The 24,113-nt window shown below is 39.0% G+C and carries 26 protein-coding genes and 1 riboswitch; of the genes, 22 read left to right on the top strand and 4 right to left on the bottom strand.

The window, feature by feature from the left end:
• The first annotated feature begins 144 nt into the window (after positions 1 to 144).
• Complete coding sequence (locus tag WKH56_RS24730) at positions 145 to 729, top strand: DUF502 domain-containing protein (protein ID WP_028412076.1); 585 nt, start codon at positions 145 to 147, stop codon at positions 727 to 729.
• 21 nt (positions 730 to 750) lie between these two features.
• Here the strand turns inward: WKH56_RS24730 and WKH56_RS24725 are convergent, their stop codons facing one another.
• Positions 751 to 1,623: a TetR/AcrR family transcriptional regulator gene (locus WKH56_RS24725; RefSeq protein WP_028412077.1), complete on the bottom strand. Its 873-nt coding sequence runs from the start codon at positions 1,621 to 1,623 to the stop codon at positions 751 to 753.
• A 268-nt stretch (positions 1,624 to 1,891) separates the two neighbouring features.
• Between WKH56_RS24725 and WKH56_RS24720 the strand changes: the two genes are divergently transcribed.
• A complete protein-coding gene (locus WKH56_RS24720; protein WP_168761552.1) occupies positions 1,892 to 5,002 on the top strand; it encodes an efflux RND transporter permease subunit in 3,111 nt (1,036 codons plus the stop codon).
• Positions 5,003 to 5,038: 36 nt separating this feature from the next.
• Entirely contained in the window at positions 5,039 to 5,176 is a 138-nt protein-coding gene (locus tag WKH56_RS24715) for a hypothetical protein (protein WP_014457868.1), read from the top strand.
• Between the two features lie 34 nt (positions 5,177 to 5,210).
• On the opposite strand, the gene WKH56_RS24710 is transcribed toward WKH56_RS24715, so the two are convergent.
• Together WKH56_RS24710 and WKH56_RS24705 are read right to left on the bottom strand one after the other, a co-directional pair.
• Complete coding sequence (locus tag WKH56_RS24710) at positions 5,211 to 5,384, bottom strand: YozQ family protein (RefSeq protein ID WP_080754494.1); 174 nt, start codon at positions 5,382 to 5,384, stop codon at positions 5,211 to 5,213.
• Between the two features lie 112 nt (positions 5,385 to 5,496).
• Entirely contained in the window at positions 5,497 to 6,483 is a 987-nt protein-coding gene (locus tag WKH56_RS24705) for an ABC transporter substrate-binding protein (RefSeq protein WP_028412079.1), read from the bottom strand.
• 179 nt (positions 6,484 to 6,662) lie between these two features.
• Between WKH56_RS24705 and WKH56_RS24700 the strand changes: the two genes are divergently transcribed.
• The 6 genes from WKH56_RS24700 to WKH56_RS24675 all read left to right on the top strand — a co-directional run bounded on the left by WKH56_RS24700 (position 6,663) and on the right by WKH56_RS24675 (position 11,673).
• Positions 6,663 to 7,667, top strand: coding sequence for a FecCD family ABC transporter permease (locus WKH56_RS24700; RefSeq protein ID WP_028412080.1), 1,005 nt, complete (start codon positions 6,663 to 6,665; stop codon positions 7,665 to 7,667).
• Positions 7,664 to 8,713, top strand: a complete 1,050-nt coding sequence (locus tag WKH56_RS24695; RefSeq protein ID WP_028412081.1) for a FecCD family ABC transporter permease — start codon at positions 7,664 to 7,666, stop codon at positions 8,711 to 8,713. Before WKH56_RS24700 ends, WKH56_RS24695 begins: the two co-directional genes overlap by 4 nt.
• Before the next feature lie 26 nt (positions 8,714 to 8,739).
• Positions 8,740 to 9,567, top strand: a complete 828-nt coding sequence (locus tag WKH56_RS24690) for an ABC transporter ATP-binding protein (RefSeq protein WP_013059664.1) — start codon at positions 8,740 to 8,742, stop codon at positions 9,565 to 9,567.
• 82 nt (positions 9,568 to 9,649) lie between these two features.
• Entirely contained in the window at positions 9,650 to 10,327 is a 678-nt protein-coding gene (locus WKH56_RS24685) for an IucA/IucC family C-terminal-domain containing protein (protein ID WP_342836897.1), read from the top strand.
• On the top strand, positions 10,320 to 10,577 hold the full coding sequence (locus WKH56_RS24680; protein ID WP_028412083.1) for a YusU family protein: 258 nt from the start codon (positions 10,320 to 10,322) through the stop codon (positions 10,575 to 10,577). The genes WKH56_RS24685 and WKH56_RS24680 overlap by 8 nt, the downstream gene beginning before the upstream one ends.
• Positions 10,578 to 10,755: 178 nt before the next feature.
• Positions 10,756 to 11,673 (top strand): proline dehydrogenase family protein, encoded by a 918-nt coding sequence (locus WKH56_RS24675; RefSeq protein ID WP_168761553.1) that lies wholly within the window; start codon positions 10,756 to 10,758, stop codon positions 11,671 to 11,673.
• A gap of 79 nt (positions 11,674 to 11,752) precedes the next feature.
• On the opposite strand, the gene WKH56_RS24670 is transcribed toward WKH56_RS24675, so the two are convergent.
• Positions 11,753 to 11,902, bottom strand: a complete 150-nt coding sequence (locus WKH56_RS24670) for a YuzL family protein (RefSeq protein ID WP_013059660.1) — start codon at positions 11,900 to 11,902, stop codon at positions 11,753 to 11,755.
• Positions 11,903 to 12,086: 184 nt separating this feature from the next.
• Between WKH56_RS24670 and WKH56_RS24665 the strand changes: the two genes are divergently transcribed.
• The 13 genes from WKH56_RS24665 to sufC all read left to right on the top strand — a co-directional run bounded on the left by WKH56_RS24665 (position 12,087) and on the right by sufC (position 24,100).
• Positions 12,087 to 14,468, top strand: coding sequence for a 3-hydroxyacyl-CoA dehydrogenase/enoyl-CoA hydratase family protein (locus WKH56_RS24665; RefSeq protein ID WP_176344946.1), 2,382 nt, complete (start codon positions 12,087 to 12,089; stop codon positions 14,466 to 14,468).
• A gap of 12 nt (positions 14,469 to 14,480) precedes the next feature.
• Complete coding sequence (locus tag WKH56_RS24660; protein WP_014457877.1) at positions 14,481 to 15,659, top strand: acetyl-CoA C-acetyltransferase; 1,179 nt, start codon at positions 14,481 to 14,483, stop codon at positions 15,657 to 15,659.
• 23 nt (positions 15,660 to 15,682) lie between these two features.
• Entirely contained in the window at positions 15,683 to 17,467 is a 1,785-nt protein-coding gene (locus tag WKH56_RS24655) for an acyl-CoA dehydrogenase family protein (protein ID WP_033580444.1), read from the top strand.
• Positions 17,468 to 17,582: 115 nt separating this feature from the next.
• Positions 17,583 to 17,939 carry an arsenate reductase family protein gene (locus tag WKH56_RS24650; RefSeq protein WP_028412087.1) on the top strand — a complete coding sequence of 119 codons (357 nt, stop codon included), beginning with the start codon at positions 17,583 to 17,585 and terminating at the stop codon, positions 17,937 to 17,939.
• A gap of 135 nt (positions 17,940 to 18,074) precedes the next feature.
• Entirely contained in the window at positions 18,075 to 18,458 is a 384-nt protein-coding gene (gene gcvH / locus WKH56_RS24645) for a glycine cleavage system protein GcvH (protein ID WP_014457880.1), read from the top strand.
• 79 nt (positions 18,459 to 18,537) lie between these two features.
• Entirely contained in the window at positions 18,538 to 18,783 is a 246-nt protein-coding gene (locus WKH56_RS24640) for a YusG family protein (RefSeq protein ID WP_014457881.1), read from the top strand.
• Positions 18,784 to 18,964: 181 nt separating this feature from the next.
• On the top strand, positions 18,965 to 19,315 hold the full coding sequence (locus tag WKH56_RS24635; RefSeq protein WP_025752660.1) for a toprim domain-containing protein: 351 nt from the start codon (positions 18,965 to 18,967) through the stop codon (positions 19,313 to 19,315).
• 14 nt (positions 19,316 to 19,329) lie between these two features.
• On the top strand, positions 19,330 to 19,629 hold the full coding sequence (locus WKH56_RS24630) for a thioredoxin family protein (RefSeq protein WP_033580445.1): 300 nt from the start codon (positions 19,330 to 19,332) through the stop codon (positions 19,627 to 19,629).
• A gap of 180 nt (positions 19,630 to 19,809) precedes the next feature.
• Positions 19,810 to 19,917: riboswitch (SAM riboswitch) on the top strand.
• A gap of 131 nt (positions 19,918 to 20,048) precedes the next feature.
• Positions 20,049 to 21,074 (top strand): methionine ABC transporter ATP-binding protein, encoded by a 1,026-nt coding sequence (locus tag WKH56_RS24625; protein ID WP_034264210.1) that lies wholly within the window; start codon positions 20,049 to 20,051, stop codon positions 21,072 to 21,074.
• A complete protein-coding gene (locus tag WKH56_RS24620) occupies positions 21,067 to 21,735 on the top strand; it encodes a methionine ABC transporter permease (protein WP_016765829.1) in 669 nt (222 codons plus the stop codon). Before WKH56_RS24625 ends, WKH56_RS24620 begins: the two co-directional genes overlap by 8 nt.
• A gap of 17 nt (positions 21,736 to 21,752) precedes the next feature.
• On the top strand, positions 21,753 to 22,589 hold the full coding sequence (locus WKH56_RS24615) for a MetQ/NlpA family ABC transporter substrate-binding protein (protein WP_014457885.1): 837 nt from the start codon (positions 21,753 to 21,755) through the stop codon (positions 22,587 to 22,589).
• 121 nt (positions 22,590 to 22,710) lie between these two features.
• Positions 22,711 to 23,076, top strand: a complete 366-nt coding sequence (locus tag WKH56_RS24610) for a carboxymuconolactone decarboxylase family protein (protein ID WP_016765828.1) — start codon at positions 22,711 to 22,713, stop codon at positions 23,074 to 23,076.
• A gap of 238 nt (positions 23,077 to 23,314) precedes the next feature.
• Entirely contained in the window at positions 23,315 to 24,100 is a 786-nt protein-coding gene (gene sufC, locus WKH56_RS24605) for a Fe-S cluster assembly ATPase SufC (RefSeq protein WP_013059647.1), read from the top strand.
• Positions 24,101 to 24,113 lie beyond the last annotated feature (13 nt).

The raw sequence follows: 24,113 nt of genomic DNA, 5'->3' as shown, positions 1-24,113 counted from the left end.
ATAAGTATGTATGTTCATGTACCCATCTATTATTTTGATAAAACGTCGCTAGTTTATACGTATGTGAATAGAAATAAAAAGACGCAGCAAAACAAATCCATTGTATAATGAACAGCAGTATGTCAGGAAAAATGAGGTGTTTGCATGAAAGCAATCATAAAAAGTTTTATTAATGGACTCTTAACGATTGTCCCTATTATCCTTGTTATTTATATTTTGGTAAGAGTATTTAATTTTTTAGACAGCATTTTAGGAAACGTATTGAAGCCCTATATGAAGCAGGATTATATACCTGGTATTGGAATCTTAGCAACGCTTGTCTTAATTACGTTCTTAGGGTGGTTATCTACCCGTTTTTTCGCTGGGAAAATTATTAACTTAATTGATCGATTGTTAGAAAAAATACCGCTTGTTAAAACGCTATATAGTGTCATTAAAGATACATTTCAATCTTTTCTTGGAGAGAAAAAGTCTTTTTCAAAAGTAGCTTTAGTGCCAATGCCTGGCACGTCAATGAAAGTCATAGGGTTTGTGACCTCTGAAGAAGTAGAAGAGGTGATTCACTCGTTAAAAGACCATGTCGCTGTCTATGTTCCACAAACTTTTCAAGTAGCCGGTTTTACTTTTTTGATTCCAAAAGAAGAAATTGAATGGTTAGATATTAAGCCGGAAGAAGCAATGAAGTTCGTGTTATCTGGGGGAGTATCTAGTTCAAAAGCAGAAAAATAACAGAAGGCTTCAAGCCTTCTGTTATTTTTGTTGGAGTAAAGCTGTTAAAAGATTAAGCGGTTCTTCCAACGGTTTAAGTTCCGTTAAATTTCCAACCATGCCTTTTACAATAGCAGCGGTAGGCTTATCTTTTTTTAGCTCCGTTTGTAAAATGTGAAAGCTGTCTGCGTGTTCATCAGAAATATGATCGCTGGTGTCTAGCAGATGTTTAATTTCCTCAAGAGCTTGTTTTACCTGCTCATTTTTACTTAGAAAAGTCGTTCGTTCCTTTCCGTATATATCTTCACCAAAAGAAGCGGGAATAAGGGGACGAGGTTTTCTAGCTAATAAATCTTCTACTAATACATCAACTCGTTCCATTATGTACTGCGCGACTTCTTTAAAGGTAAGCTCGTATTGATTGAAGATAATAATTTCTAAAAAGGAATGATGAATACCTTCAATCATTTTCGTTAAATCGGAGATATAAGGAGTTACGTCTTCTCCGTATACGCTAACGAGGCTTTTGCGATGAAAGTAAAACGTTTCTCGCTGCATTTTATGAACAAAGGTCTCCACTTCTTTGTTAAATGGAATCGATTTTTCACGGATTTGCATGATAATAAAATCTCTGTGCTCTGTAATAAATTCATAGAAATAGATGAGCTGATTCATATAGCGGCTGCGGGCATCGTTTACTTCCTCGTCCAGAGCATAAACAGAGCTAAAGAGCTTTTCATAGTAAAAGTTTAGAATTGATAATAAAAGTGCATCCTTAGATTTGAAGTGCAGGTAAAACGCACCTTTTGAAATGTTGCATTCATCTACAATTTCTTGCACAGAGGTAGCATTAAATCCTTTTTTTGCAAAAAGCTTAATCGAAGCTTCAATTATTCTTTTTTCTTTTTCTTTCAAGTATTCTACCTCCTTTATTGAACAATTTGACCATTCATTTCGTTAGATAATAGTATCATACACTAAAAAAGATAAAGGTATATATCAAAGTTAAGAACGGGAGTCAGTTCCTCTAAAAAAGATTTATCGTAAATATGTCTTTATTATGAACATATTAGGAGAGAGACTGCTTAGGGTTGACACTGACCGGTTAGTCATTTATATTTTAAGTTGTTGTGACCAATCAGTCAATTTTATTAGTATACATATATTTGAAGGAGGATATGCATTGGGGAAGTTTATTAAATTTTCATTGAAAAATAAATTTGCAGTATGGCTGTTAACACTCTTTGTCATTATTGCAGGGCTGTATTCAGGATTTAATATGAAGCTAGAGACTATTCCTGATATATCAACGCCTGTTGTAACAGTCAGTGCAACTTATCCGGGCGCCACTCCGGAACAAGTGGCAGACAAGGTGAGTAAGCCAATTGAACAAAAGCTTCAGGGACTGAGCGGCGTTGACACAGTTAGCTCGTCTTCTTATGAAAATATGGCTACCATTCAAGTTGAATATGGCTTTAGTAAAAATATGGAGAAGGCAGAAGACGAAGTCAGACGAGCTCTTTCAAACGTGGATCTGCCAGATGATGTAGAGGAACCAAATGTTTCAAGACAAAGCATCAGTGATTTTCCGATTATTTCATTAAGTGTTTCAGATGATAAAAAATCATTAGAAGACTTAACGAAGTATGTAAAAAACACCGTTGTTCCACAAGTTGAAAAAGTGCAAGGCATTTCTTCGGTCAGCGTGTCAGGAGAACAAGTTGAAGAAGCAGAACTTGTATTCAAACAAGACAAGCTCAAGCAGCTGGGACTCGATGAAGATACGGTGAAAAAGCTGATCCAAGCATCCGATGCAAAAGTGCCGGCTGGTACGTATACGATGGATGGATCTCAAAAATCTGTTGTGGTAGACGGAAAGATGACAACAGAAAAAGATTTGGAAAACTTAGAGATTCCAGCTGTGCCTAGTCAAGGAGCTGCTCAAGGTCAGCAACAAGGAATGAGCCAGCAGCAAACACAAAAAGCCGTGCAGCAGGCGCCGTCCGCAGCTTCGATTCCAACTGTGAAATTAAAAGAAATTGCGGATGTTAAAGTGACGGGGAAAGCAGAATCCATTTCTCGCACGAACGGAAAACCTTCAATTGCTGTACAAGTTGTCAAAGCGAAGGATGCGAACACAGTAAATGTTGTAAATGATATTAAAGAAAAAATGAATAGCCTAGAAAAGAAAAATAAAGACCTTCACGTTGACAATATTTTTGATCAAGGTAAACCGATTGAAGATTCTGTTCATACGATGCTAAATAAAGCTATTATCGGTGCGGTCTTTGCGGTTATTATTATTCTTTTATTTTTACGTGATATTCGTTCAACGATTATTGCCGTTATTTCAATTCCGCTTTCGCTATTAATCGCCATTTTGGCGCTCAAATCAATGGATATCTCTTTAAATATTATGACGCTTGGAGCGATGACTGTAGCCATCGGAAGGGTTGTAGATGATTCCATTGTCGTTATTGAAAATATTTACCGCCGCATGGCTTATCAGGAAGAAAAACTTACAGGAAAAGATTTAATTGTCGCGGCGACGAAAGAAATGTTTGTTCCGATTTTTTCTTCTACAGTCGTAACCGTGGCCGTATTCTTACCGTTAGGTCTCGTAGAAGGACCGGTAGGAGAGCTATTCTTACCGTTTGCGTTAACGGTTGTTTTTGCACTGTTAGCATCACTGCTAGTAGCGGTAACACTCGTGCCAATGCTTGCTCATTCGTTATTTAAAACAAATGTAAAAGTCAAAGAAGAAAAGCCAAGCAAACTAGCGCACGGATATAAGCGAATTTTGAACTGGACGCTAAACCATAAGCTTATTTCCTTTGGGTTAGCCGTACTACTGTTAGTAGGAAGTTTATTTTTAGTTCCTTCTATTGGGGTTAGCTTTTTATCATCCGATCAAGAAAAAACGCTGACGCTTACGTATACACCGAAAGCCGGACAGTCTCAAAGCGACGTGGAAAAAGCAGCGAATCGCGCAGAAGCGTACTTGATGAAGCGAGATGGTGTCAAAACGGTTCAGTATTCGTTCGGTGAAGGTAACTCTTTTAATCCGGGAAGCAAAAATAACGTTTTAACATTTGTGCAATATGACGAGGATACACAAAACTTTGATAAAGAGCAGGATAAAGTATTAAAAGCTCTGAATAAACAAGCGAATCAAGGTGAATGGGGCTCCATGAATACGGCGTCTAGCGGCAGCAATAATTCATTAAACGTCCTTATTTACGGAGATAGCTTAGACGAAATCAAACCTTATGCTGATAAAGTTCAGCGCGTTTTAGAAAAGCATAAAGAACTGAAAAATGTCGATTCTACGCTTTCAGATACGTTTGATGAATATACGCTAGTACCGAACCAAAAGAAAGCCGCTGAACTCGGCTTGTCTGCTAGTCAAATCGGAATGCAAATTTCCAACCTTGGACAGCGTGAAGTATTAACAACTATCCAAAAAGACGGAAATGAAATTAACGTATACCTTCCAAAAGAAAAAGAGGATTTCTCTACTTTTGCCGAACTTTCAAGCACAAAAGTGACCTCTCAAACTGGACAGGAAGTTACATTAAATGAAGTTGTCGATATTAAAAAAGGTAAAACGTCGAATACGGTAACGCGCCGTGATAATAAAATTTATGCAGAGGTAAGTGCCGATATTAAGAGTGACGATGTAGGCGGTGTTTCTTCTAACGTCCAAAAAGAAGTGAAGAAAATTGATTTGCCAAGTGATATGGACATTAACTTTGGTGGAGCATCAGAGCAAATTAATGACTCATTTAGTCAATTAGGAATTGCCATGCTCGCAGCCATTGGTATCGTGTACTTCGTACTTGTACTGACATTTGGTGGAGGTTTAGCGCCATTTGCTATCTTATTCTCACTTCCATTTACACTCATTGGTGCGCTAGTGGCACTTTTAATCTCTGGGGAAACGATTAGTATTTCTTCGATGATTGGAGCTCTTATGTTGATTGGAATTGTGGTAACCAATGCGATTGTTCTGATTGACCGCGTGATTCATAAAGAGCAAGAGGGTCTTTCAACGCGTGAAGCTTTACTAGAAGCTGGAATGACACGTCTTCGCCCGATCTTAATGACAGCTATTGCAACGATTGGTGCACTGCTTCCATTAGCTTTTGGATTTGAAGGTGGAGGCCTTATCTCAAAAGGGCTAGGGGTTACCGTGATTGGAGGACTAACAAGTTCTACGCTGCTTACGCTCATTATCGTTCCAATTGTCTATGAGTTTTTTATGAAGTTTAAGCGCAAAGAAGTAAAAGAGTAGAAGCAAGACAAATTTCCGCTTTTGAGGTGAATAGCGATGAAGTCAATTGATAAACTAATGAAACAGCTGATTCAACAAGGAATTAAAGCAAAGAAAGTGACGATTGATAAATCAAAGCGCCAGCAGTGGATGTCCATGTCATTGCCTAAAACGGCATGGCAGCATTCAAAATAAAAAAAGAGCTGACTTAGAGTCAGCTCTTTTTTTATTAACGATCTGTATCTTCAAATGATCCTTCTTGATAGGCGTCGCTTATTTGCTCATGTGTTTCTGCTAGACCTTGTGAGAGTGCATCTTGTCGGTTATAATCTTCTGTTTCGAACTGACGGTCAGCCATTTCATTTGTATCTGGCTGCTTTTTAGGCTGTTTTTTTGAATTCATTTTCACCACTCCTATTTAATAAAGTGAGACCACGGTTAGTGTGCGATGAAAGGAAATACATTATACATGAAAGAAAGAGCTTCGACGAATCGAAGCTCTTTCTTTCATATTATTATTGTTTTTTATCTAAGAAGATTTTTTCAATATCATCAAGGACGATATTAGCTGCTAACACACCGCCTGCTGTATTCCAAGTAGCATCATCTACTTTATGAACATGATTTTCTTGAGCCACTTTTAGCTTTTTAAAGAGAGGATCGTTTATCCATTCTTTTTCAAGCTTTGTTGCTTCACCGTCTCCCGTTTCATAAGAGAAGTAAAATAGCTGATCGCCGTCCATTGCCGGAATGCGTTCTTTTGTTGCATTCATTTCAGCAAAATCATCCTTGTCTTGAGACTCAGGGCGAGCAAATCCAAGCTGATCTAAAATAACACCTGAGAATGAATCTTTATGATAGATACGAACGTCTCCAGCTGTAAAGCGTACAACTGAGATTTTTTGTTTTAACTGATCTCCAAGGCGTTTCTTTAAATCTGCTACGCGATTGTCATAGTCAGCTAATACTTCTTTACCTTTTTCTTCTTTGTTTACAGCTTTTGCATATAGCTTAAAGTTTGATTTCCAATCTCCGCGCAGCTCCTCAGAGAATACAGTCGGAGCAATTTGACTAAGCTGATCGTATACTTTTTCTTGTCGCATTTTATTTCCGATAATCAAGTCAGGCTTTAAAGCAGCGATTGCTTCTAAGCTTGGCTCGCTTTCTGTACCCACACTTTTAACGCCTTTCATCTGACCTTTAATATGGTCATACCACGGATTTCCTAACCATGATTGAACAGCGCCCACAGGCTTTACACCCATTGCAAGAAGAGCTTCAGTACCTTCGTTTGTTAAAACAACCACTCGTTTAGGCGTTCCTTTAATATCGGTTTTATCCATTGCGTGTTTTACTGTGTAAGTTTCGCCAGAACCCTCAGTTTTTTCTTTTTTATCGCTGTCAGCGCCGTTTGAATTACCGCAGGCTGCCAGCACAAGCAGTGTCATAATGGTAAGAATGGACAACAAATATGACAACTTGCCTTTAGAATATGTATTCACATCTTTTCCCCCTCGTAAGTGATAATGATTTTCATTAACAATTAAGATAATATTCTAACTTTTAAGCGGTGTCAATTAAAAATTGAAAATGATTCTCAAAATCATTGACACTTTTTTCAATGTTTCCTAAACTAAAGGTTAGATATATATAGGAATCATCTTAGAGGAGAGCAATGAAAATGATGCTACGCAGTGTTCAAATGAAAGTAATGGGGCTCATCATTGGAATCATGCTGCTTTTAATCTGTATTGGATTAAGTATCGTACTCGGATACACAGATACAAGTATCAAAACAGCATTTGAAGCTTTTCAAGCGTTTAACGGTTCGAATGAGCACATAGTTATTCAAAATATTCGATTGCCGCGCGCTATAATCGGTGCTGTGGTAGGTATTTGTTTAGGAATTGCAGGAGCAATGATGCAGGCGTTAACGAAAAACCCACTTGCTTCACCGGATATTATCGGTGTGAACGCTGGGGCCAGCTTTTTTATTGTTGTTGCAGTGATGATTTTTTCGGTCAATTCACTTCAAGCTTTTACATGGATTGCATTTGTAGGAGCGGCACTAACCGTAGTGGTTGTCTATTTTCTTGGGTCCATTGGAAAAGAAGGGCTAACGCCTATCAAACTGACGCTCGCAGGAGCGGCTATTGCAGCCTTTTTCTCTTCTTTAACACAAGGACTGCTAGCTGTGGATGAATCTTCGCTTGATCAAGTCCTCTTTTGGCTGGCAGGGTCTGTGCAAGGACGCAAGGTTGAAATGTTGTATGGCATACTGCCTTATGTAGTGCCAGCAATTATTGTTACTTTTTTTATCGCTTCAAAAATTAATATTTTAACGATTGGTGAAGACGTAGCCAAAGGATTAGGTCAAAGAACAGCTCTTGTCAAAATTATAAGCGGCATCATTATTGCGATTTTAGCGGGGGGAGCCGTTGCAGTAGCCGGTCCCATTAGCTTTGTAGGAATCATTGTTCCTCACGTTGTAAGAGCAATCGTAGGACAAGATTATCGCTGGGTATTTCCTTATAGTGCGGTTGTCGGCGGGATTTTAATTTTATTAGCTGATGTTGGCGCAAGGTACGTCATTATGCCTCAAGAAATCCCTGTTGGAGTCATGACTGCTGTTATTGGTACACCTTTCTTTATCTATATGGCAAGGAAAGGGGCGAAGACGTCATGAAAACATACTTATCTCTTCGCTTAAAGAGAATTTCATTTTTAGTTAATATAAAAGCTGCTCTAATCATTACCGGATTTTCAGCTGTCCTTGTTGCACTCTTTTTGTTAAGTGCAGGTACGGGTGACTTATTTATTAATCCCTTTCGTGTAATTAAAATTTTAGCGGGTCATGGGTTGGAGTTTGAACGATTAGTTGTTACATCTTTTAGACTGCCGCGTATTATTGTTGCCATTTGTGCTGGTATTTGTCTAGCTATTGCGGGCGCTATCTTGCAGGGGCTTGTGAGAAATCCGCTTGCTTCACCAGACTTAATTGGATTAACAGGAGGAGCGTCAGTTGGTGTAGTGTTATTTTTGACACTATTTAGTGATAAAAGCAACTCGTTAACCGTAAGTATTAATTGGATGCCTGTTAGCGCATTTTTAGGTGCCGTGGCAGTGGCGCTTTTACTTTATGTGTTTGCCTGGAAAAATGGTGTCTCTCCTATTACACTAGTATTAATAGGAATTGGATTAACAGCGTTAACGAAAGCTATGACCACGCTGTTTATGATTATGGGTCCTATCTACCGCGCTAGCCAGGCAAATATTTGGATTACCGGAACGGTGTATGGTTCAAATTGGGCAAGTGTTTCCGTACTAGTTCCAGTTACTGCAGGGCTGGTTATAATTACGATTTTAATGATTCGAAATTTAAATGTTCAAGAATTAGGTGAAGAAATTGCGACTAACGTTGGAAGTCGCGTTCAAAAAAATCGATTGGCACTATTGCTGATGAGCACAGCTTTAACCGGGAGCGCCGTTGCATTTGCCGGTGGAATTAGCTTTGTAGGGTTACTTGCTCCACATATTGCCCGAAAGCTTGTAGGTTCGTCATTCGGCGCTTTAATACCGCTATCGGCACTAATCGGAGCGATTTTAATCACAGCAGCAGATTTAATTGGCCGAACATTCTTCTTGCCAATCGAAGTGCCAGCAGGTGTATTTACAGCTGCAATTGGCGCACCATACTTCATTTATTTACTATACAAACAAAGAAACGTATAGCATTCTTTGTAGAAGGAGCGATTCGCATGCATTCGTTAGAAACAAAGTCGCTAACATTATCATATGGAGAAGCGATGATTATAGATGAGCTTGACGTTACCATCCCAAAGGGTGAGATTACGGTTTTTATCGGCAGTAATGGATGCGGAAAATCTACGCTGCTGCGTTCACTGGCAAGGTTATTGAAGCCACATGCAGGCTCTATTTTACTAGAAGGTTCTAAAATTTCTTCTCTTCCTACCAAGGAAATTGCAAAGCAGCTAGCAATCCTTCCTCAAGGTCCTGTTGCACCTGAAGGTCTGACTGTGCTGCAGCTTGTTAAACAAGGGCGCTATCCGTATCAAAATTGGTTCCGCCAGTGGTCTCAAGAGGATGAAGAAAAAGTGCAAAATGCACTGGAAGCAACAGGCTTAGCAGACTTGGCAGATCGTCAAGTTGATTCGCTTTCTGGGGGACAGCGTCAGCGCGCATGGATTGCCATGACACTAGCGCAAGATACAGATATTATTTTACTTGATGAACCGACAACATATTTAGATATGACGCATCAAATTGAGATCTTGGACTTGTTGTTTGAACTGAATGAAAAAGAAAATCGTACCATCGTAATGGTGCTGCATGATTTAAACTTAGCTTGCCGCTATGCTCATCATATTGTGGCGCTTCAAGATAAAAAAATCTATGCACAGGGAAGACCAGAAGAAGTCATTAACTGCGATTTAGTACAGCGAGTCTTTAATATGAACTGTGAAGTGACTGTTGATCCGTTATTTGGAACGCCTCTTTGTATTCCTCATGGGCGCGGACGATGTATTGTGAATAAGCTGCGAGTTGAAACGCAGCATGCTCAGTAGGAATGAGCAAAGCGAGTTAGCAGAAAAATTCCGCTGTACGTTTAAAGATAACTCGCTGTACAGGTTTTCTCCTGCCAGCTGCATGGATGAAAGTAAGGTGAAGGTGCAGCTATTATGGATTCAAGAGACGATGGAGGCCGCTAGTTTGAGAGCAGCTGCTTCAATGTTAGCAAAGCGGTATAGTTTTGTTGTGGTTGCGGCTTTGTATTCATTTATTGTGTTTCAAAAAAAGATAAATGCATCGACTAAAAATGTATCTTTGCATACCGAACAAGTTGAAACGATGTGGCTTCCAAAAGTGTTTATCTCAGAAATTGAGACGACAGAAGTAACAGAGGATAATCGCGAAATTCTTCTTGATGAACTTCTTGATGAATTGTTTGCTCATCAAATTGAGCCGATGTGGTCAGTACTGCGTAAAGTGACAAAAATCTCAAAGCTGACGCTGTGGGAAAACGTAGCTGTTTATATTCACTGGCTTTATGATTTGCTTTTAGCAAACGAAGAAATAGACAATGTGAAAGTGCAAAAGAATTTACGATACGTGTTAGAAGAAGCTGAGGGACGTCACTTTGGTTCATATCATAACAATCCGCTTGCTGGGTACAGTTCACCTCCTCAATATATAGAGAAACAAAAGCAGGAGATAAGAGTACGAAAAACGTGCTGTTTGTCCTACCAAACAGGAGATAAAGAGACTTATTGTCGAACGTGTCCGGTTATTTGTAAACCAAAGAAAGGAGTGACTGCGCATGAGTAAAACCTTTCAAGAGCAATTCGACGGTTTGATTGAAAAGTATACGGAACTAATGGTTGGAGAAAGTGATGAACAGCTGCAGGAAAAAGTGAAAATGTGGGCACTTTACAACCATATCTCAAAATCTATGCCGCCTTTAACAAAGCATTGGAATCAATTATATCCAGACGCAAAAGCGGAAATGATTGAAATTGTGAAGGAAATAAAAGAGCTGAATGAAGCGCATCGAGCGTCACAGCGAAAACCAGAATAAAAACATTCATCACGAAGCTGATGAATGTTTTTTTATCAAAAAAGCTCCAGGTAGCTTTTTGATCTAGTGTGCATATGTTAATGAAGGGTGCCTATCTATATGGTTGATAAAATGGTAAAATTAATGATAATTAGATAAAATTTGTGAGGTGTATGACAAGTGAAGGCGGGGGGTTGCTTTGGAACAAACGATAAGAAACTTTTTTTTATTGTTATCAAAAAGCAAAAAGTTAACAAAGTTAGCTAAGCGCTATGGTTTACGTTTTGGGGCAGCAAGGTTTGTTGCAGGGGAAACCATCGATGAAGCTGTTAGTGTGATAAAAAAGCTAAATGAACAGGGATTAAAAGTAACGATTGATTATCTCGGAGAGTTTGTGGAAAGTGAAGCTGAAGTCAATAATGTTGTGGCTCAATGCATAAAGGCCATCCATCTTATACACAAAGAAAGGTTAGATTCAGAAATTTCTTTGAAATTAACGTCTATGGGACTTGATATTTCTGAAGATCTGGCGCTTCATCATATGCGTCATATTCTAAATGAAGCGGAAAAATATAGCGTGTTCGTGACGATTGATATGGAAGATTATAAGCGATGCAGCAAGACGATTAAGCTGTTTAAACAATTAAAAAGTGAGTATGACCACGTAGGGACGGTACTTCAGGCATACTTATATCGAACAGAAAGTGACGTTCGCGAATTAGATGCTTATGCTCCTAAATTAAGGTTAGTAAAAGGAGCGTACAAAGAAGCGGCAGACGTGGCTTTTCCTGATAAAGAAGACGTAGACGAAAACTTCAAAAACATAATTGGACTTCATTTATTAAACGGTCACTACACAGCAGTTGCTACTCATGATGAACGAATCATTCAGTATACAAAAGAGTTTGTTAAAAAGCATGGAATTTCAATGAATCAGTTTGAATTCCAGATGCTATACGGTATTCGACCAGAAAGGCAGGTTCAGCTCGTAGCAGAACAATATCAAATGAGAGTGTACGTTCCTTATGGAACGGACTGGTATGGGTACTTTATGAGGCGCCTTGCAGAAAGACCTGCAAATGTCGCATTTGTCTTAAAAGGAATCGTAAAAAAATAACCATGAAATGGTCGTGATGACAGAATAAGAAATAGTCAAAAATCGAACATGATTCGATTACTCATGTTCGATTTTGAGGTTAATGTCCTTGTGTATTATGCTTTGTGTACTGCTGGTTTTGAGATGTCTTTTTGCCGCGTCCGTGCGGTTCATTAACCGGTCCAGCATTTCCTTTAACGCTTGCTGCGCTTACGCCTGCTGAAGATGGATCTTTCTTTAATTTACTCACAAAATCACCTCCTGTGTATTAAGATAACCAAACACATAAAAAATAGTTAGAGATAATATTGTGAATATATTGCGAAAATTTAAAAAATGCTTTATAGTAAAAACAGAGATTAACAGTGACTCTCTTTTTTTACACATAAAATGAATGATCATTCATTCAATATATCAAAGGGGATGTGGGGATAATTATGAACATAAAAAAAGCCGCCGTTTTAGGTTCAGGAGTTATGGGCTCTGGAATTGCAGCTCATTTAGCGAATGTAGGAATTCCAACGCTTTTGCTAGATGTGGTTCCAGCTTCATTAACACCAGACGAGGAAAAAAAACAGCTAACGCTTGAAGATAGGCAAGTCAGAAATCGGTTGAGCACAACTGCTTTAGCTAAATTAACGAAGCAAAAACCGGCACCTTTAACGTCGAAGTCGTCACTATCGTTAATTACGCCGGGAAACCTTGAAGATCATTTACAGCAGTTAAGCGACTGCGATTGGATCATTGAAGTAGTAGTGGAACGCCTTGATATTAAACAGCAGTTGTTTGAAAAAATTGACGGCGTACGAAAAAAAGGAAGTATTGTAAGTTCAAATACTTCAGGAATATCGATCCACGAAATGGCTAAAGGACGCTCAGAAGATTTTAAAGCGCATTTCTTAGGAACGCACTTTTTTAATCCACCTCGTTATTTAAAGTTATTAGAAATTATTCCAACTCATGACACAAAATCAGAAATTGTTGAATATATGAAAACGTTTGGTGAAGATGTATTGGGTAAAGGAGTAGTTATTGCAAAAGATACGCCTAACTTTATCGCCAACCGTATCGGTACGTACGGTTTACTTGTGACCGTTCAAGAAATGTTAAAAGGTAATTACAGCGTGGGAGAAGTTGACTCTGTGACGGGTCCCTTAATTGGAAGACCAAAAAGCGCAACGTTTCGAACGTTAGACGTAGTGGGACTAGACACATTTATTCATGTGGCCAACAATGTGTTTGACAAAGTGGAAGGCAAAGAAAAAGAGGTATTCGACGTGCCTTTATTTATGAAACAAATGCAGGAAAATGGCTGGCTGGGAAGCAAGTCGGGGCAAGGCTTCTTTTTAAAGAAAGGCAAGGAAATTTTAGAACTTGATCCTAATACACTTCAATACGTCGAAAGAAAGAAGTTAAAAACAGCTTCTACCGAATTAAGTAAGCAGGCAAAAGGGCTGCAAAACAAAATGAAAGCGCTTATATATTCTGATGATCGTGCTGGACAGCTTCTTTGGAACATTATCAGCCCCGTTCTTGTGTATGCAGCACAGTTGAAAAATGAAATCGCCGACGATATCGTCGCCATTGATCAAGCTATGAAGTGGGGATTTGGCTGGAAAATGGGTCCTTTTGAGACGTGGGATGCAATTGGTTTAGAAAAATCAATTGAGAAGATGGAGCAGTCTGGCTTAGCCATCCCGCAGTGGGTAAAACAAATGCAGGAAAATGGATTTACAAGCTTTTATAAAGAAATGGAAGGTCAAACGCTTTACTACGAAGAGGATGAGTATAAAGCAGTAAAAGAAAATAAAAAGGTGATCCACCTGTCATCTTTACGCTCTCAAAATAATGTCATTTTAGAAAACAGCGGAGCGAGCTTAATTGATTTAGGAGATGATGTGGCATGCCTGCAGTTTACTTCTCCTAACAATGCGATTGGGCTAGATATTATCAGCTTATTGAATCAGTCTCTTGAAGAAGTGAACAAGAATTATAAGGGGCTGGTCATAGGAAACCAAGGAAAAAATTTCTGCGTTGGCGCTAACTTAGCTATGATTTTGATGGAAGCACAAGATGACAATTATTTTGAAGTTGAGCTTGTCATTAAACAATTTCAACAGGCAATGATGAAGGTGAAATATAACGAAAAGCCGGTTGTTGCAGCTCCATTTGCGATGACTCTTGGAGGCGGAGCAGAAATTTGCTTACCGTCAGCTAAAATCCAAGCTTCTGCTGAAACTTACATGGGCCTTGTAGAAGTAGGAGTCGGGTTAATTCCTGGCGGAGGAGGTAACAAGGAGCTTTATATCAAACAGCTAAATGGTTTACCGAACGGTGTAACGCTCGATCTTCAGCAAATTGCCAATAAAACATTTGAAACAATTGCTACTGCAAAAGTATCTACTTCTGCTGCAGAAGCTAGGCAGCTAAACTTTTTAAACCGCCATGATGCTATCAGTGTAAACGGAGATCACTTGCTGAATGATGCAAAGAACTCAGTCCTTGCTTTACACGACACGGGCTATAAACCGCCTGTAAAAACTAAAGTTCCTGTCGTTGGAGAAACAGGATATGCAACGTTGCTGCTAGGAGCTCAATCCATGAAATATTCAGGATATATATCAGAACATGATTACAAAATTGCTAGTAAGTTAGCATTTGTATTAGCTGGAGGACGCGTAGCGTTTGGTTCCGAAGTGGATGAAGAGTATTTGCTTGATTTAGAGAGAGAAGCATTTTTAAGCCTTGTTGGAGAAGCGAAGTCTCAAGAACGTATGCAGCACATGTTAGTTAAAGGAAAGCCACTGCGCAATTAAGGGGGAGAAAAAATGAGAGAAGCAGTTATTGTAGCAGGTGCTAGGACACCGGTCGGAAAAGCAAAAAAAGGTTCATTGGCAAGTGTTAGACCTGATGATTTGGGAGCTATTGCGGTTAAAGAAACTCTTCGCCGAGCAGGCGGATACGAAGGACCGATTGATGATTTAATTATTGGTTGTGCGATGCCTGAGGCAGAACAAGGTTTGAATATGGCTCGAAATATTGGCGCTCTTGCAGGTTTGCCTTATACGGTGCCAGCAATAACGATTAATCGTTATTGTTCATCAGGTTTGCAAAGTATTGCCTACGGTGCAGAACGAATTATGCTAGGGCAAGCCAAAGCAGTGTTAGCTGGAGGAGCAGAATCAATGAGTTTTGTTCCGATGTTTGGAAACGTAGCGCGTCCGAATGTTCAGCTGGTTGAAAATGCGCCGGAGTATTATATGGGCATGGGACATACAGCAGAACAAGTGGCGATGAAATACGGCATTTCACGTGAAGACCAGGATGCATTTGCCGTACGCAGCCATCAAAAAGCAGCAAAAGCACTTCAAGAAGGGAAGTTTAACGACGAAATTGTTCCCGTAGAAGTGACGCTTCGGAAAATCGATGAAAACAATAAGCTACGTGAACAAAAACTGATGTTCTCTCAAGATGAAGGAGTTCGTCCTGGCACAACTGCGGACGTATTAGGGAAACTTCGTCCAGCCTTTTCGATTAAAGGATCCGTCACAGCTGGAAACTCTTCGCAGACAAGTGACGGAGCTGCATCCGTTTTTCTAATGGATAAAGAACAAGCTGAAGCAGAAGGCTTAAAGCCTTTGCTTAAGTTTCGCTCATTTGCAGTTGGAGGAGTTCCACCTGAAGTAATGGGGATTGGCCCGGTAGCTGCCATCCCTAAAGCTCTTAAACTAGCAGGGCTGGAGCTTTCTGATATCGGATTGTTTGAATTAAATGAAGCATTTGCTTCTCAAGCACTTGGCGTTATTCGTGAATTAAATATTAATGAAGATAAAGTAAATGTAAACGGAGGCGCTATTGCCTTAGGTCATCCATTAGGCTGTACTGGAGCTAAGCTGACTCTTAGCTTAATGCACGAAATGCAGCGTCGAAATGAGCAGTTTGGAATTGTCACCATGTGTATTGGTGGAGGAATGGGAGCTGCTGGTGTATTTGAATTGTTAGCATAATCATTTCAAAGGGGGATATGAACATGTCAAATAAAACAAAACAAATGATTAAAGGTGGAAGTTTTTTAATTGAAGAAGGCGATGCAAGCCGCGTCTACACGCCGGAGGATTATACATCTGAACAAAAGATGATTGCCAAGACGACAGATGAATTTGTAGAAAATGAAGTCCTTCCGCAAGTGGAATATTTAGAAAAGCATGAATTTGACCGTTCTGTAAAGCTATTAAAACAAGCTGGTGAATTAGGCTTGCTTGGTGCAGATGTACCGGAAGAATACGGTGGGCTTGGTTTAGATAAGATTACTTCGGCTTTAATTGCTGAAAAAATGTCTCGAGCAGGCGGATTTTCCATCACTCATGGTGCTCATGTAGGAATTGGGTCATTGCCAATCGTCTTATTTGGAACAGAAGAGCAAAAACAAGCATATTTACCTGCTTTAGCGGTAGGGGAAAAAATAGCGGCTTATGCGCTGACTGAACCGGGTTCTGGTTCGGATGCTCTCGGTGCTCGAACAACAGCTCGCCTTAACGCAGAAGGTACACACTATGTGTTAAATGGAGAAAAGCAGTGGATTACGAATGCTGGATTTGCTGATGTATTCGTGGTGTACGCAAAAATTGACGGCGATAAATTTTCTGCTTTTATCGTTGAGCGCGAATTTCCAGGCGTTTCGGTTGGCCCGGAAGAGAAGAAAATGGGAATCAAAAGCTCATCAACCAGAACGTTGATTCTTGAAGATGCGCTTGTTCCAAAAGAAAACGTGCTAGGTGAAATTGGAAAAGGCCATGTGATTGCCTTTAACATTTTAAATATTGGGCGCTATAAGCTTGGAGTTGGAGCAGTTGGAGCAGGGAAACGTGCGTTAGAAATTACGTCTCAATACGTTAACCAGCGTCAGCAGTTTAAAACGCCAATTGCTAAATTCTCATTAACACAAGAAAAGTTAGCCACAATGGCTTCTAAATTGTATGCAACTGAAAGCTCCGTATATCGTACGGTAGGACTTTTTGAAGACCATATGGGCCAGCTTTCAGAAGAACAGCAAAAAGACGGAAAACAAATTGCTGCTTCTATTGCTGAATATGCTATCGAATGTTCATTAAATAAAGTGTTTGCCACGGAAGCTCTTGACTACATTGTAGATGAAGGCGTGCAGCTTCATGGAGGCTACGGTTTTATGAGCGAGTATGAAATTGAGCGTCTGTATCGCGATTCTCGCATTAATCGTATTTTTGAGGGAACAAATGAGATTAACCGTCTTTTAGTACCAGGCACATATTTACGCAAAGCGTTAAAAGGAGAGCTTCCACTGCTTCAAAAAGCACAAACGCTTCAAGAAGAATTGATGATGCTTATGCCGCAGGAAGTAGGAAATGAGCCGTTAGATCAAGAAAAAATGCTTGTGCAAAACGGGAAGAAAATTGCGCTCTTGCTTTTGGGATTAGCTGCACAAAAGTATGGCAAAGAATTAGAAAAAGAACAAGAAATTCTCGTTAATATTTCTGATATGATTAGTAACGTATATGCAATGGAATCTACTGTTTTACGTACTGAAAAAGCCATTTCCAAAACAGGAGTAGATCAAAACAGCTTAAAATTAAAATACACGCAAGTATTCTGCCAAGAAGCATTTAATCGAATCGAAGCAGATGCAAAAGAAACGTTAATTGGCGTTGAACAAGGTGATACGCTTAGAGTCATGCTTTCGTCTCTTCGCAAATTAACTCGCTATACACCAATCAATGTAATTAGCGTAAAGCGCGAGGTTGCAAAAACGCTTCTAGAAGTAGAGAAATTCACAGTTTAAGGAAAAAGGAGCTCGTTTTGCGAGCTCCTTTTTGTTTAAGAAGCCTCTATCTAGGTAAATGATAAAGGATGTGTTAAAATACGAAAAAAGCTTAAAATAAAGGGTGGTTGACGAAATGTCATTATTTTTTTATTCATATCCAAAGTGCGGTACGTGCCGAAAAGCAAAGAAGTGGCTCGATGATAACGGAGTAGCATATGAAGAAATTCATATTGTAGAAAATCCGCCAACAAAAGAGCAGCTGCAAGCTTACTATCAGAACAGCGGCCTAGAATTAAAAAAATTCTTTAATACAAGCGGTAAAAAATATCGCGAGTTAGGTCTTAAAGATAAAGTAAGCAGTGCGAGTGAAGACGAACTTCTGTCTATTCTTGCGTCAGATGGCATGTTAATTAAGCGTCCGCTGCTAACAGATGGACAAAAAGTAACGCTTGGTTTCAAAGAAGAGCAGTTTGAGGACGTGTGGAAGTAAGTTTTCAAATAGAAAATTTTTACCTTTTACGTTACACTGTTAATAGGAAGTTATTTTAGGTTGTAGAAAGTGTTCTCCACGTTGAAGGCGCTTTTTATATAAACAAATTACGATACATATTTTGGAGGGATTAAGATGAGTACACCAAAAGATTTGCGTTATTCTGAAGAGCATGAATGGGTAAAAACAGAAGGAGACGTTGTCCGCGTAGGTATTACACATTTCGCTCAAGCTGAGCTTGGAGACATCGTATTCGTTGAACTGCCAGAAGTAGGAGCAACAGTAGAAGCTGACGAGCCGTTTGGTAGCGTTGAATCAGTAAAAACAGTTTCTGAGCTTTACGCACCAATTAGCGGTGAAGTTGTAGCAGTAAACGACAACTTAGGCGATAGTCCTGAACTTGTTAATGAATCTCCATACGAAGAAGCATGGATGATTACAATCAAACCATCTGATGCTTCTCAAGTAGACAAGCTGATGACAGCAGAGCAATACGAAGAAATGACAAACGAAGGATAATATTCCTCCATAAATTGTCTTTATGAAAAGTTTTTGACTGGACACTCTATTAGTAAACAAGCTAAAGGAGTGTCTTTTTATGTTTGAAAAACAAAAAATGGACGTTACAGATCGCGTTACAGCTAAATTTCATGACGGCGGTATGAAATTATACGTTGATAAGCAGCCAATTGGTGAAGTTAGCTACGGAACAAGCGGCAATGAATACCGCTTTGAAGAAGGATATTCGCAAGAAAATAATAAGTTCTATCAATACGCGGACGTACAAAAACAAGGTGAAACGCAAAAATATACAGACTGCGATGAAGAAGCAGGATGGTGCTAAACAGTGGCAACTGCCGCTGTTTTTCTTGTTTTATAGGGATAATATGGCCTAAACTGCCTTTTAAAAGAGTTCTTTCTTGCAAATTTCTTTTAAAAAACAGGTGAACTGTGATACATTAACGAATATTGTATAGCATAAAGAAATGATGTTACTATACAACTGACGATTATGGGTGATGAAAATGGGGCTAATTGAAATTGAAAAAGTAATTATTGTCGAAGGAAAGTCAGATAAAAAGCGTATTCAAGATATCATTCGAGAACCAATTGAAATTATTTGTACAAACGGTACGATTAGTTTATCAAAGCTGGATGAAATTATTGACTGTACGTTTAACAAAGAGGTATACATACTCGTTGACTCTGATGATTCAGGGAATAAGCTGAGAAAACAATTTAAACGAGAGCTTCCGGAAGCAGAGCATCTATATATTGATAAAATGTACCGAGAAGTTGCTGCCGCCCCTAGACATCACATAGCAACAGTATTGCTGAGTGCCAATATCGATGTTAATGCAGAATTTTTAACATAAAAGGAATGAGCAACATGCAAGAATGGAGCGAAAAACAGCTGGATGATCAGTTAAAAGAAGGAGAAAGAGCCTTTATCTTTTTCCATACGCCTTTTTGCGGGACATGTCAGCTGGCAAAAAAAATGTTAACCGTGGCAGAAGCGATGCTGCCGGATGTAACCATCGGAATGAGCAATTTGAATTATATGCCTTCAAAAGCAGAATTATTTTCTATTGAAAGCGTACCTTGTTTGATTGAAGTGGAAAATGGTGAAATGGTAAAAAAACTCTACGCGTTTCATTCCATCGAGCACGTACTCGAGGAGCTTCGATAATCAAACGTTTGTTTAAAATGAAGAAGTGGAAAGAGAGCGAACCGTTGGGGCTGTTGAAATCTTGGGATATTATCCCAAGAATAAAATCTGTTGACAGCCTATCTGACACATGCTAAAATCACACTCATGAATGTTCATAAATGAATGAATATTTCCTAAAAACAAAATAATTGTTGCGAACTCTTATCAAGAGAGGTGGAGGGACTGAGCCCTGTGAAACCCGGCAACCGTCAGACTAACTGAAATGGTGCCAATTCCTGCAAAGCTATGCGCTTTGAAAGATGAGAGAAAGGATTAAATATCGAGCCTTTCTGTCATGCGCAGAGAGGCTTTTTTAATGGGGAAAATTGTTTTACGGCTTTTTCATCCTATAGGGCAACCTAACATAATTAAGTTTTTATTAAAGAAGGTGAAGAAATATGATTACATTAACAGACGTTACAAAAATTTATCAGGCCAAAAGCGGTCAAGTAACAGCTGTTGATAATGTGAATCTAACCGTTAACCAAGGTGAAATTTACGGAATTATTGGTTATAGCGGAGCGGGGAAAAGTTCTTTGATTCGCTTGCTAAACGGATTAGAAACACCAACGACAGGAACGGTCGAAGTAGCAGGTAATGATATTGGAAAAATTAAAGGCGGAAAACTCAGAAAAGCTAGACAAGAAATTAGTATGGTATTTCAGCACTTTAATATCTTGTGGTCGCGTACGGTACGAGAAAATATTGCCTTTCCGTTAGAAATAGCAGGGATTTCAAAAGAAAAAAGAATGAAACGAGTGGACGAACTTATTAAGCTAGTCGGGCTTGAAGGGCGTGAAGATGCTTATCCATCACAGCTTAGCGGCGGACAAAAGCAGCGTGTTGGGATTGCTCGAGCGCTAGCGAACAATCCAAAAGTATTGCTTTGTGATGAAGCAACATCAGCGCTTGATCCTCAAACGACAGATTCTATTTTAGATCTGTTAGTAGATATTAATGAGAAGCTAGGGTTAACCATTGTATTGATTACTCATGAAATGCACGTCATTCGTAAAATTTGTCATCGAGTAGCCGTTATGGAAAATGGGGCAGTAGTAGAAGAAGGACAAGTGCTAGAAGTATTCAGAAAACCTAAGCAGCCGATTACAAAACGATTCGTTCAACAGATTTCTGAACCAGAGGAAACGTTTGAAACGATTGAACAAGTAAAAGAGCTGTATCCAAGCGGGCAAATTATTCAGCTGACGTTTGTTGGCGGAAAAGCAGAGCAACCGCTCATTACAACGATTTTAAAACAGTTTGATGTAACGATTAATATTTTGCAAGGAAAGATTTCTCATACACAAACAGGTTCATACGGGACGCTGTTCGTTCATTTAGACGGAGAATTAACAGAAGTTGAAAAAGTCATTGCATACATTCATGAGCAGCAGGTAGAAGTGGAGGTAATGACAAATGCTTGAGAAACTATTTCCAAACGTTATTTTAGATGATTTTATTCAAGCGACAAATGAAACACTATATATGACGGCTATTTCAGTTGTAGCCACATTTGTTCTAGGTATTTTATTGGGCCTGCTTTTATTTTTAACGTCCAAAGGACAGCTTTGGCAAAACAAACCTTTATATGCCATTGTGTCGGCGGTTGTAAATATCTTTCGTTCCATTCCATTCATTATTTTAATTGTTTTACTGATTCCATTTACCAAAGCATTGGTAGGAAGTATTTTAGGCGCTAATGCAGCGTTACCGGCTTTAATTGTTGGAGCAGCACCATTTTATGCGCGTCTTGTAGAAATTGGTCTGCGTGAAATTGATAAAGGTGTTATTGAAGCTGCTAAATCAATGGGAGCCACAACAAGCACTATTATCTTTAAAGTGCTGTTACCTGAATCGCTGCCAGCTTTGATTTCCGGTTTGACAGTAACAACCATTGCGTTAGTAGGCTATACGGCAATGGCGGGTGTGATTGGAGCTGGAGGTCTTGGAAACCTTGCATATTTAGAAGGATTCCAGCGCAGTCATAATGACGTAACGCTAGCCGCTACGATCTTAATTTTGATTATTGTATTTATTATCCAACTTATTGGAGATGCGATTACTGCAAAAATTGATAAAAGATAAAGGGAGGATTATTTATTATGAAAAAATGGCTTTCAGCTTTAGCATTAACATCTGCGCTAGTAGTAGGATTAGCGGCGTGTGGATCTAACAATGGATCAAAAGATGAAAAGAAAATTGTCGTGGGTGCATCTAATACGCCTCATGCTGAAATTTTAGAACAAGCAAAACCTATTTTGGAAAAACAAGGAATTGATTTAGAGATTAAAAAATTCCAAGATTACATCTTACCGAACACAGCTCTTGCAAACAATGAAATTGATGCAAACTACTTCCAGCACGTTCCTTATATGAATTCAGTGCTAAAAGATCATAAAGGTGAAAAAGGGTATGATTTCGTAAGTGCCGGTGCCATTCACATTGAACCAATTGGTATCTACTCTAAAAAATACAAAAGCTTAAAAGATCTTCCGAAAAACGGCACAGTTATTATGCGTGATGCAGTAGCAGAGCAAGGACGTATTTTATCGATTTTTGAAAAAGCTGGCGTGATCAAATTAAAACCAGGCGTAAAGAAAACAGACGCACAAATTAAAGATATTGTAGAAAACCCTAAGAATTTAAAATTTAAAGCCGATGTTGAAGGCGGATTGTTACCTCAAATGTACAAAAACAATGAAGGTGACGCTGTTGTTATCAATGCTAACTATGCTATCGATGCTGGTTTAGATCCAGTAAAAGATCCAATCGCAGTGGAAAGCAAAGAAAATAACCCATATGCAAACATCATTACGGTTCACAAAGGTGACGAAAATAAAGATACAGTGAAAGCTTTAGTAAAAGTTCTTCACTCTAAAGAAATTCAAGACTACATTAAAGAAAAATACAAAGGCGGAGTATTGCCGGTAAATAAATAATAGAAGAAAAGCACTTGCCCACTCTGGGCAAGTGCTTTTTTGTATGCATCAAAACGAATAACTCTTATTTTTCTCACGCATACTAACCGTGAAAACTTTACTGATGATGGGAGCTGACGTTATGCAGCAAGAAGCACGTCATTCAACTGAGCAAGCACTTCATGATTATAAAATGGGTGTTGGGAAATTTAGCGAAAAATTGCCGGAAGTAACAAAAACGTTTAATGCGTTTACTGAAGCATGTTTTGGAGAAGGTTCTCTTTCTAAAAAAGAAAAGCAGTTAATCGCGCTAGGAATCAGCGTAGTAGCTCAAGACGAGTACTGTATGATTTATCATACAAAAGGCTGCATTGATCAAGGTGCAACTGAGCAAGAGATTTTAGAAGCATGCGGAGTATCAGCGGCATTTGGCGGAGGCGCAGCGATGAGTCAGTCCGTTACGCTTGTCCAAGAGTGTGTTTCAGAACTGACTAGCCACACGCACTAAGTAAATAAAGCGGGTAAAAAGCTTGTCTTAGAAGGCTCTATCGAGTCTTTTAAGGCAACTTTTTTATGAGTGGATTTAGTCTTAAAAAACGTACATAATGGTTTAAAACCTTTTGGGTCAAAAGGTTGCTATAAGTTTTCATTTGTTATAAGATTGTAATGAGAATAAAATGAGAATAATTAAAAAGATATAGGTATATCGTTTTTTACTATATACGTCTATAACTGGAGGTTTTAATATGGCAGGGTCAACTTTAACAATTAAAGATCTTCATGTTGCAATTGAAGGTAAAGAAATTTTAAAAGGTGTTAATTTAGAAGTTAAGGGCGGCGAAATCCATGCAATCATGGGACCAAACGGTACTGGTAAATCAACATTATCTTCAGCAATCATGGGACATCCTAAATACGAGGTTACACAAGGAAGCATCACGCTAGACGGCGAAGATGTACTTGAGATGGAAGTAGATGAGCGCGCTCGTGCAGGTCTATTCCTAGCGATGCAATATCCAAGTGAAATCAGCGGGGTAACAAACGCAGACTTCCTACGTTCAGCAATTAATGCTCGTCGTGAAGAAGGCGAAGAAATTTCACTAATGAAATTCATCCGTCAATTAGACAAAAACATGGATTTCTTAGAAATGGATCAAGACATGGCTCAGCGTTACCTAAACGAAGGTTTCTCTGGCGGTGAGAAGAAGCGTAACGAAATTCTTCAATTAATGATGCTTCAACCAGGAATTGCAATTTTAGATGAAATCGACTCTGGTTTAGATATCGATGCGTTAAAAGTTGTATCAAAAGGTATTAATGAACTGCGCGGCAGCGAGTTTGGTTGCTTAATGATCACTCACTACCAACGTTTATTAAACTACATTACACCAGATAAAGTTCACGTTATGATGCAAGGTCGTGTTGTAAAATCAGGCGGACCAGAATTAGCGCAGCGTCTAGAAGCAGAAGGTTATGACTGGATCAAACAAGAATTAGGTATTGAAGACGAAACTGTAGAGCAAGAAGCTTAAGAGTTAGGAGGAT

The organism is Priestia sp. SB1, from assembly GCF_038898415.1.
The sequence above is the reverse complement of the archived record's forward strand: the minus strand, read 5'-3'. Positions and strand labels throughout refer to the sequence as shown.

What these genes read in the sequence shown, in the direction of transcription:
- WKH56_RS24730 (WP_028412076.1), top strand. Translation starts at nt 145, where the DNA reads ATGAAAGCAATCATAAAAAGTTTTATTAATGGACTCTTAACGATTGTC.
- WKH56_RS24715 (WP_014457868.1), top strand. Translation starts at nt 5,039, where the DNA reads ATGAAGTCAATTGATAAACTAATGAAACAGCTGATTCAACAAGGAATT.
- WKH56_RS24710 (WP_080754494.1), bottom strand. Translation starts at nt 5,384, where the DNA reads ATGAATTCAAAAAAACAGCCTAAAAAGCAGCCAGATACAAATGAAATG.
- WKH56_RS24700 (WP_028412080.1), top strand. Translation starts at nt 6,663, where the DNA reads ATGATGCTACGCAGTGTTCAAATGAAAGTAATGGGGCTCATCATTGGA.
- WKH56_RS24695 (WP_028412081.1), top strand. Translation starts at nt 7,664, where the DNA reads ATGAAAACATACTTATCTCTTCGCTTAAAGAGAATTTCATTTTTAGTT.
- WKH56_RS24690 (WP_013059664.1), top strand. Translation starts at nt 8,740, where the DNA reads ATGCATTCGTTAGAAACAAAGTCGCTAACATTATCATATGGAGAAGCG.
- WKH56_RS24685 (WP_342836897.1), top strand. Translation starts at nt 9,650, where the DNA reads ATGGATGAAAGTAAGGTGAAGGTGCAGCTATTATGGATTCAAGAGACG.
- WKH56_RS24680 (WP_028412083.1), top strand. Translation starts at nt 10,320, where the DNA reads ATGAGTAAAACCTTTCAAGAGCAATTCGACGGTTTGATTGAAAAGTAT.
- WKH56_RS24660 (WP_014457877.1), top strand. Translation starts at nt 14,481, where the DNA reads ATGAGAGAAGCAGTTATTGTAGCAGGTGCTAGGACACCGGTCGGAAAA.
- WKH56_RS24655 (WP_033580444.1), top strand. Translation starts at nt 15,683, where the DNA reads ATGTCAAATAAAACAAAACAAATGATTAAAGGTGGAAGTTTTTTAATT.
- WKH56_RS24650 (WP_028412087.1), top strand. Translation starts at nt 17,583, where the DNA reads ATGTCATTATTTTTTTATTCATATCCAAAGTGCGGTACGTGCCGAAAA.
- gcvH (WP_014457880.1), top strand. Translation starts at nt 18,075, where the DNA reads ATGAGTACACCAAAAGATTTGCGTTATTCTGAAGAGCATGAATGGGTA.
- WKH56_RS24640 (WP_014457881.1), top strand. Translation starts at nt 18,538, where the DNA reads ATGTTTGAAAAACAAAAAATGGACGTTACAGATCGCGTTACAGCTAAA.
- WKH56_RS24635 (WP_025752660.1), top strand. Translation starts at nt 18,965, where the DNA reads ATGGGGCTAATTGAAATTGAAAAAGTAATTATTGTCGAAGGAAAGTCA.
- WKH56_RS24630 (WP_033580445.1), top strand. Translation starts at nt 19,330, where the DNA reads ATGCAAGAATGGAGCGAAAAACAGCTGGATGATCAGTTAAAAGAAGGA.
- WKH56_RS24625 (WP_034264210.1), top strand. Translation starts at nt 20,049, where the DNA reads ATGATTACATTAACAGACGTTACAAAAATTTATCAGGCCAAAAGCGGT.
- WKH56_RS24620 (WP_016765829.1), top strand. Translation starts at nt 21,067, where the DNA reads ATGCTTGAGAAACTATTTCCAAACGTTATTTTAGATGATTTTATTCAA.
- WKH56_RS24615 (WP_014457885.1), top strand. Translation starts at nt 21,753, where the DNA reads ATGAAAAAATGGCTTTCAGCTTTAGCATTAACATCTGCGCTAGTAGTA.
- WKH56_RS24610 (WP_016765828.1), top strand. Translation starts at nt 22,711, where the DNA reads ATGCAGCAAGAAGCACGTCATTCAACTGAGCAAGCACTTCATGATTAT.
- sufC (WP_013059647.1), top strand. Translation starts at nt 23,315, where the DNA reads ATGGCAGGGTCAACTTTAACAATTAAAGATCTTCATGTTGCAATTGAA.